The 1,469-nt window shown below is 72.6% G+C and carries 1 protein-coding gene; it reads right to left on the bottom strand.

The genetic code is table 11. From position 1 onward, the window contains the following. On the bottom strand, positions 1-1,469 hold a 1,469-nt coding region (locus IE244_RS41370), incomplete at both ends, for a polyketide synthase dehydratase domain-containing protein (RefSeq protein ID WP_191878744.1).

Genomic DNA, 1,469 nt, shown 5'->3' with positions numbered 1-1,469 from the left:
CGCTCCTGCGCCAACCACCACTGCACCAACGCCAGCACCTCACTCGTGGTGCCGTGCACACGGTCGGCGGTCTCCGCACCGGACCCCGCCGGGCACGGAACGACGAGGACGTCCGGTGTCCCTTCCGACTCCCGCAGTGCGTCGAAGTCCGCGACGGTCTCGATCACCAGCGCGTCGGTGGCGGAGGGAAGAGTGAACGGCGTCCACTCCAGCCCGAACAGCTGATCGCCGCCACCGGCACCGCGCAACTGCTCCGCCGAGACGGCCCGCAACGACAGCGACTCGACCGAGGCCACCGGGTCACCGGCGCCGTCGGCCACGGCCAGCGTCACCGAACCGGTGGCCGTCCGCGACAACTTCACCCGCACCATCGCCGCTCCGGCAGCCTGCACGACGACGCCGGACCACGCGAACGGCAGGGCCGGCCCGTCGGTCGGCGACACCAGCCCACCGGCGGCCAGTGCGTGCAGGGCCGCGTCCAGCAGCGCCGGGTGCAGGGCGAACGCCGCCGCCTCGGCAGCCGGCTCCTCCGGCAGCTCGACCTCGGCGAAGACGTGGTCCCCGCCGCGCCACACCGAGCGCAGGCCCTGGAAGGCCGGACCGTAGTCCAGACCCACGGCAGCCATGCCCTCGTAGAACGCCGTCAGGTCAACGGCCTCCGCACCCACCGGCGGCCATGCGCCGAGGTCCGCAGCGGAGGGTGCCACTACCGAGGACAGCACACCCGTCGCGTGCCGCAGCCACGATCCGTCGGTGACGCGGGAGTGCACACTCAGCTCCCGTCGGCCTGACTCGTCCTGCGGACCGACAGCCACCTGAAGGGTGACGCCACCGCTCTCGGGCACGACCAGGGGAAGCTCAAGGGTGAGGTCTTCGATCCATCCGCACCCCGTCTCGTCGCCCGCCCGGATCGCCAACTCCACGAACGCGGTGCCGGGCAGCAGTACGGTTCCGTTCACGGCGTGGTCGGCGAGCCACGGGTGGGTTTTGAGGGAGATCAGCCCGGTGAGCAGGGCCCCGTCGCTGTCGGCGGTCGCAATCGCGGCACCGAGCAGCGGATGGTCCGCCGCCCCCAGGCCGGCGGCCCGGACGTCGCCGGACGCCTGGGGGACGTCGAGCCAGTAGCGCTCGCGCTGGAAGGCGTAGGTCGGCAGGTCGACGCGGCGGGCGCCCGGGAAGAAGGCCTGCCAGTCCACTTCGACGCCGGCAACGTGCAGTTGGGCACACGCGGTGGTGACGGCGTACGGCTCGGGGCGGTCGGCGCGCAGCGCGGGAACGGTGACGATGTCCGCGTCCTCATCGAGGCAGCCCTGGGCGAGGGCACTGAGGACACCGCCCGGCCCGATCTCCACGAAGGTCGTCACACCCAGCCCGTACAGGGTCCGCACACCGTCGGCGAAACGGACCGCCTCACGCACGTGCCGCACCCAGTACTCGGGCGTGTACGGCTCGGCCAGCCGACCGGTCAG

This window comes from Streptomyces filipinensis (genome assembly GCF_014649495.1).
Taxonomy (GTDB): Bacteria; Actinomycetota; Actinomycetes; order Streptomycetales; family Streptomycetaceae; genus Streptomyces; species Streptomyces filipinensis.
The sequence above is the reverse complement of the archived record's forward strand: the minus strand, read 5'-3'. Positions and strand labels throughout refer to the sequence as shown.